Origin of the sequence: Mycobacterium sp. 1165178.9, from assembly GCF_001673555.1 — a bacterium.
Taxonomy (GTDB): Bacteria; Actinomycetota; Actinomycetes; order Mycobacteriales; family Mycobacteriaceae; genus Mycobacterium.
The window spans coordinates 1-6,235 of the sequence record NZ_LZMB01000476.1; the positions used below are offsets into that span (position 1 = coordinate 1).

Sequence of the window (6,235 nt, forward strand, 5' to 3'; positions counted from 1 at the left end):
GGCCGCCGCGATAGGGGTGAACAGGCCGAGTATCAGCAGCGCGCCCGCCACGGCCTCCCCGCCGGCGCTGACGTAGGCGAGGATGTCGGCGTGCTGGTAGCCGACATCGGACAGTGAGTTCTTGAACCCTGCGACGCCCGAGCCGCCCCACCAGCCGAACAGCTTCTGCAGTCCATGCGCGCCGAGCACCACGCCCAGCCCGACGCGCAGCAGCAGCAAACCGAGATGCTGCGTTCCGCGCCGGCCGACATCGTGCCACCGGTCATGGTGTTCGTCGTCGTCGATCTCGGCGGACTCGGAATCATGCCGTGCCACCGAATGTGGCTGGACGTAGGGCAACGGTTCCTGCTGTTCCAGCAGGTTGTAGCCCCCGGCGCCGGAGCCGGCGACCGCCGCGGCGCTGCCGTAGGGGATGACGGTGGTGGTCCCGGTCGATGGGTTGAAGTCGCCCGGGTAGCCGACTGGCGTCAAATCATCTTCGGGATCGACCAGCCGCGCCGAGGCGGGGCGTCCCGGGGTCGGCTCCGGGGATTCGCCGGGCCTTTGCCAATGTGCGTCATTCGGTTGACTGGTCACGGGTGTCAGGGTAAGGGCATTCGGTCCTGAATTGGGGATTTGAGCGGCGCTTTCGCCTGGCAATCGGTGGTTTGCCCGCCAAACCGGCGCGGATCGGCCCCAAATCGGCCCGCAAACCAATTCCGGCGGCCCCGCACGGCGATCGCCGGTCCGCCCGAAGCGGCCAGGGGGCGGGGTGGCAAAGCGGTCGGATCGAGTGTTCGGCGGCGGACAAGAGGGCGTGTGTGGCGGCGCCGCTGGAACTGTCCGTAGCCTGACGGTCATGCGACTAGGGCGATCGAGGCGGTCGGCTCGGCGCGGGTTCGCCGTGCTGTGCGCCCTCGTGCTGGTGACGAGCGGGTGCGCGCGCTTCAACGACGCCCAATCGCAACCATTCACCACCGCCCCCGAGTTGAAGCCGCAGCCCAGCTCGACGCCTCCCCCGCCGCCGCCGCTGCCGCCCACACCGTTCCCCAAGGCCTGTCCCGCTCCCGGGGTGATGCAGGGCTGCCTGGAGAGCACCAGCGGCCTGATCATGGGGCCCGACAGCAAAACCGCGCTCGTCGCCGAGCGCACCACCGGCGCGGTCAAGGAGATCTCCGTCAGCGCCGAGCCGAAGGTGAAGATGGTGATCCCGGTGGACGGCTCCGGCGATGGCGGCTTGATGGACATCGTCATGTCGCCCACCTACAAGCAGGACCGCCTGATGTACGCCTACATCAGCACGCCGAGCGACAACCGGGTCATCCGCGTGGCCGATGGCGATATCCCCAAGGACATCTTGACCGGAATTCCCAAGGGCGCCACCGGGAACACCGGAGCGTTGATCTTCACCAGCCCCACCACGCTGGTCGTGATGACCGGCGACGCGGGCAATCCGGCGCTAGCCGCCGACCCCAAATCGCTGGCGGGCAAGGTGCTGCGGATCGAGCAGCCCACCACCGTGGGCCAGGCGCCGCCGACGACGGCGTTGTCCGGGGTGGGCGCCGGTGGCGGCCTGTGCACCGACCCGGTCGACGGCTCACTGTATGTCGCCGACCGCACGCCGACGGCAGATCGCCTGCAGCGCATTACCAAAACGTCGGACGTTTCCACGGTGTGGACCTGGCCGGACAAGCCGGGCGTGGCCGGATGCGCGGCGATGGACGGGACCGTGTTGGTCAACCTGATCAACACCAAGCTGACGGTCGCGGTCCGGCTGGCGCCGGCCACCGGCGCGGTGACCGGTGAACCCGACGTGGTCCGCAAGGACACCCACGCGCACGCCTGGTCGCTGCGCATGTCTCCTGATGGAAACGTCTGGGGCGCAACCGTTAACAAGACGGCGGGGGATGCTGAGAAGCTGGACGACGTGGTGTTCCCGCTCTTCCCGCAGGGCGGCGGATTCCCGCGCAACAGCGACGACAAGAGCTAGTGCCTTAAGTCAGGCAGCCGCGTCCACCGTGGGCCCTAGGTACGAAATGCCCTCATCATTCGTTCATATCCCACACACTCGGCGAGCCGCAACGCCCCAGGCGGGCAGCATGCGGGTGGTCAGCCCTGGCCGCAGGCGGCCAACACCAATTCGCGTACCCGTGCCGCGTCGGCCTGCCCGCGGGTGGCCTTCATTACCGCGCCGACGATCGCTCCGGCCGCGGCCACCTTGCCGCCGCGGATCTTCTCTGCCACATCGGGATTGGCGGCCAGCGCCTCGTCCACCGCGGCCTGGGTCACCGAGTCGTCACGCACCAGCGCCAGTCCGCGTGCGATCATCACCGCTTCGGGCTCGCCCTCCCCGGCCAGCACACCCTCGACCACCTGGCGCGCCAGTTTGGTGGACAGCTTGCCCTCGTCGACCAATGCCACCACCGCGGCCACCTGGGCGGGCGTGATGGCCAGCTCATTCAGCGCCACGTTGGCCTCGTTGGCCTTCTGCATCAAGAAGTTTCCCCACCAGGCGCGGGCCTGTTCGCTGGACGCGCCGTGCTCGATGGTCGCGGTGACCAATTCGATCGCCCCGGCGTTGACCAGGTCGCGCATCACCTCGTCCGAGATGCCCCACTCGTCCTGAATGCGTTTGCGGCTCAACCACGGCAGTTCGGGAATGGTCTGGCGCAACTGCTCGACCAGTTCCCGGCTGGGGGCGACGGGTTCCAGGTCCGGCTCGGGGAAATACCGGTAGTCCTCGGCGGTCTCCTTGGTGCGACCCGGACTCGTGTAGCCACCCGCCTCGTGAAAATGCCGTGTTTCTTGGATGATTCGACCGCCGGACGCCAGAACCGCGGCCTGCCGCTGCATTTCGTAGCGCACGGCCACCTCAACACTTTTCAGCGAGTTGACGTTCTTGGTCTCGGTCCGGGTGCCGAACTCGGTCGTCCCGATCGGCTTCAAGGACACATTGGAGTCACACCGCATGGACCCCTGATCCATCCGGACGTCGGAGACGTTCAAGGCGCGCAAAAGGTCTCGCAAAGCCGTGACGTAGGCGCGGGCGATCTGCGGCGCCCGCGCCCCGGCACCCTCGATGGGCTTGGTGACGATCTCGATCAATGGCACGCCGGCGCGGTTGTAGTCGATAAGGGACGTGGTGGCGCCGTGGATGCGGCCCGTCTCACTGCCGATGTGGGTCAGCTTGCCGGTGTCCTCCTCCATGTGCGCGCGCTCGATCTCGACCCGCCAGGTGGTGCCGTCCTCCAGTGGGGCCTCCAAGTAGCCGTTGATGGCGATCGGCTCGTCGTACTGCGAGATCTGGTAGTTCTTCGGCTGGTCCGGGTAGAAGTAATTCTTCCGGGCGAAGCGGCACCACGGCACGATCTCGCAATTCAGCGCCAACCCGATGCGAATGGCCGACTCGACCGCGCTCTGGTTGAGCACCGGAAGCGACCCGGGCAGGCCGAGGCACACCGGGCATACCTGGGTGTTGGGTTCGGCGCCGAATGCGGTGGCGCAGCCGCAGAACATCTTGGTGACGGTGGACAGCTCCACATGCACCTCGAGGCCGAGTACCGGATCGAAACGCGCGATGACGTCGTCGTAGTCCATCAGATCGGCGCTGGCGGCAACACTCATGCGCCCGATCCTAGTGGTGATCGCGAGCGCGGCGGAGCTGGGCGAAGCGGGTCACCACCGATCAACCCAGTGGTGATCGCGAGCCGGCGGAGCCGGGCGAAGCGGGTCACCACCGATCAACCTAGTGGTGATCGCGAGCGCGGCGGAGCCGGGCGAAGCGGGTCACCACCGATCACCCCAGTGGTGATCGCGAGCGCGGCGGAGCCGGGCGAAGCGGGTCACCACCACCCATCAGAACGGTGGTGAGCCTGTATCGGCCCGGGCGCGGTGATCACGCCACGGGAAATCGACCGTGCTGCCCTTCCCTGCCCGGGAACATATCGGCCAGCACCGCCGCCAACTCCAGATAGCTGCGACGGCTCTCCTTGCTCAACCGGTCCAGCGCGATGGTTCGGCCATCGTGCACGTGCCGGTCGAATGGAAGCACCACCGTGGCGCCGACCCGCGCGGACAGTCGGTCGAGTTCGGTGACGGCCACACCGTCCACCTTGGCCGGCTCGACGTGATTGATGGCCAGCACGGTCCATTGCATCAGGGATTGATACCCGTTGTGGCACAACCATTCCAGTGTCGCCCGTGTTTTTCTTACCGCATCGATGGCGGGGCTGGTGACCACCACAAGGGCTCGCGATTCGGGTAAGACGGCATCCATCACAGCGGAGTTGAGCGTTTTGACACAGTCGACCAACACCAGCGAATACTGGTTTCGCAGCATCGAAAAGGCTCGCTGCACGTCGCGGCGCTCCAGGCGCCAGTCGGTGTCGGGCAACCCGAGCACTTCCAGCCCGAAGCCGTTCATATACGTCAGCGCACGGATGTCTTCGTAGTGCGCCGCCGGGCTGCCGTGCAGCAGGTCGGCCAGGCTGTGCGGGTTGCGGAGGCCGTGACGTTCCGCCAGGTCTCCGGCGTCGATATCGAGGGCGAGCACCCGGTCGTCGCGCACGGCGGCGAACGTCGACCCGAGCACCTCCACCACCGCCGTCTTGCCGACCCCACCCTTGAGGTTGAGCACGGCGACGGGAAAGGCACCGCCCACCGTCGCGCGGATACGCTGCCGTAGCTCGTTCTCGTAAGCCGAGTTTTTGCCCGGGCCGAGCTCGATCCCGGTGATGCGATGAAGTAGCTGTCGCCAGTTAAAGCCTTCCGCGTCCGTGTCGTGCATGTCGAAGCGGTCCAGCGCTGTGGCACCTAGTGTCGGTTCGGGACGTGGCGATGATGGCACCCGCGGCGGCGGTCCGTCCGTCTGCCGGTTCGGACGGCGGGACTGCGGCACGGTGGACGCTGCGGGGTCACCCTCGATACGCCACTTTTGCCAACCCGGCCTGTGATTCGGCGAGCCCGGTGATCGCGCTACCGCAGATTGCCGCGCCGACCGGCGAATCGAACCGCGGTTATTCATACTCCCGGTATAACCCCGAAATGGCGGTCCGGAAACTACTAAACTGAGACAATTGCGAACCGTTGTTTCAATGGCGGGCAAATTTAAGCCGCGGTTCACTCAGATCCATCCGTTATTTGCCACGCGCCCAACGGTTAACCGAAAAATGCGGCGGCGTCGTCGTAGCGGCTTTCCGGCACCAATTTGAGCTGACGCACCGCGTCCGCCAAAGCTACCCGCCCGATGTCCTGCCCGCGCAGCGACACCATCTGGCCGTATTCCCCGGCATGCGCTGCGTCGGCCGCATTCACCCCGAACCGCGTGGCCAGTACCCGGTCGTAAGCCGTTGGGGTGCCGCCCCGCTGGACGTGTCCCAGTACGGTCACCCGGACGTCCTTGTTGATTCGCTTCTCGACTTCGGCGCCGAGCTGGGCGGCCACGCCCGTGAATTTCTCGTGACCGAATTCGTCGATACCGCCTTCCCGCAACGCAATCGATCCGGGAATTGGCTTTGCGCCCTCTGCGACCACGCAGATGAAGTGCGAATCTCCGCGCTGGAAGCGCCTTTTGACCAGCCGACAGACCTCTTCGACGTCGAAGGGCTGTTCGGGTATCAGCGTCATGTGCGCGCCCGACGCCAGGCCGGCATTCAGCGCGATCCAGCCGGCGTGCCGGCCCATTACCTCGACCAGCATCACCCGCTGGTGCGATTCGGCAGTGCTGTGCAGCCGGTCGATGGCGTCGGTGGCGACGGTCAGTGCGGTGTCGTGGCCGAAAGTCACGTCAGTGCAATCGATGTCGTTGTCGATCGTCTTCGGCACACCGACCACGGGCACGTTCTCCTCCGAGAGCCAGTGCGCGGCCGTCAGCGTTCCTTCCCCGCCGATGGGGATCAGGACGTCGATCCCGTTGTCGTCGAGCGTCTGCTTGACTTGATTCAGCCCGGCCCGCAGTTTGTCGGGATTCACGCGGGCGGTGCCCAGCATAGTTCCACCCTTGGCCAGCAGGCGGTCGTTGCGGTCGTCGTTCTGCAGCTGGACGCGCCGGTTCTCCAGCAACCCGCGCCAGCCGTCCTGAAACCCGACTACCGACGAGCCGTACCGGGAGTCGCACGTTCGCACCACTGCCCGGATGACCGCGTTGAGCCCGGGGCAGTCGCCGCCTCCGGTGAGCACTCCGATCCGCATCCCCTCATCTTGCCTGGGGTGGCGGCCTTATGGCGCGATTAGCCGGCGACGGTCCCCACGGTGGGGC

The 6,235-nt window shown here is 66.6% G+C and carries 5 protein-coding genes; 1 reads left to right on the plus strand and 4 read right to left on the minus strand.

From position 1 onward, the window contains the following. Window positions 1-576, minus strand: a 576-nt coding sequence (locus A5652_RS20385) for a DoxX family protein (RefSeq protein WP_067355745.1), incomplete at its 3' end; no start/stop codon positions are given. A 262-nt stretch (window positions 577-838) separates the two neighbouring features. Between A5652_RS20385 and A5652_RS20390 the strand changes: the two genes are divergently transcribed. After that, on the plus strand, window positions 839-1,969 hold the full coding sequence (locus A5652_RS20390; RefSeq protein ID WP_067355733.1) for a sorbosone dehydrogenase family protein: 1,131 nt from the start codon (window positions 839-841) through the stop codon (window positions 1,967-1,969). Window positions 1,970-2,088: 119 nt separating this feature from the next. On the opposite strand, the gene gatB is transcribed toward A5652_RS20390, so the two are convergent. The 3 genes from gatB to A5652_RS20405 form a co-directional block, all read right to left on the minus strand. Then, window positions 2,089-3,603 (minus strand): Asp-tRNA(Asn)/Glu-tRNA(Gln) amidotransferase subunit GatB, encoded by a 1,515-nt coding sequence (gene gatB / locus A5652_RS20395; protein WP_067355736.1) that lies wholly within the window; start codon window positions 3,601-3,603, stop codon window positions 2,089-2,091. A 271-nt stretch (window positions 3,604-3,874) separates the two neighbouring features. Further along, on the minus strand, window positions 3,875-5,002 hold the full coding sequence (locus tag A5652_RS20400) for a MinD/ParA family protein (RefSeq protein WP_197514029.1): 1,128 nt from the start codon (window positions 5,000-5,002) through the stop codon (window positions 3,875-3,877). Between the two features lie 134 nt (window positions 5,003-5,136). Further along, on the minus strand, window positions 5,137-6,168 hold the full coding sequence (locus tag A5652_RS20405; RefSeq protein WP_067355742.1) for an ATP-dependent 6-phosphofructokinase: 1,032 nt from the start codon (window positions 6,166-6,168) through the stop codon (window positions 5,137-5,139). Window positions 6,169-6,235 lie beyond the last annotated feature (67 nt).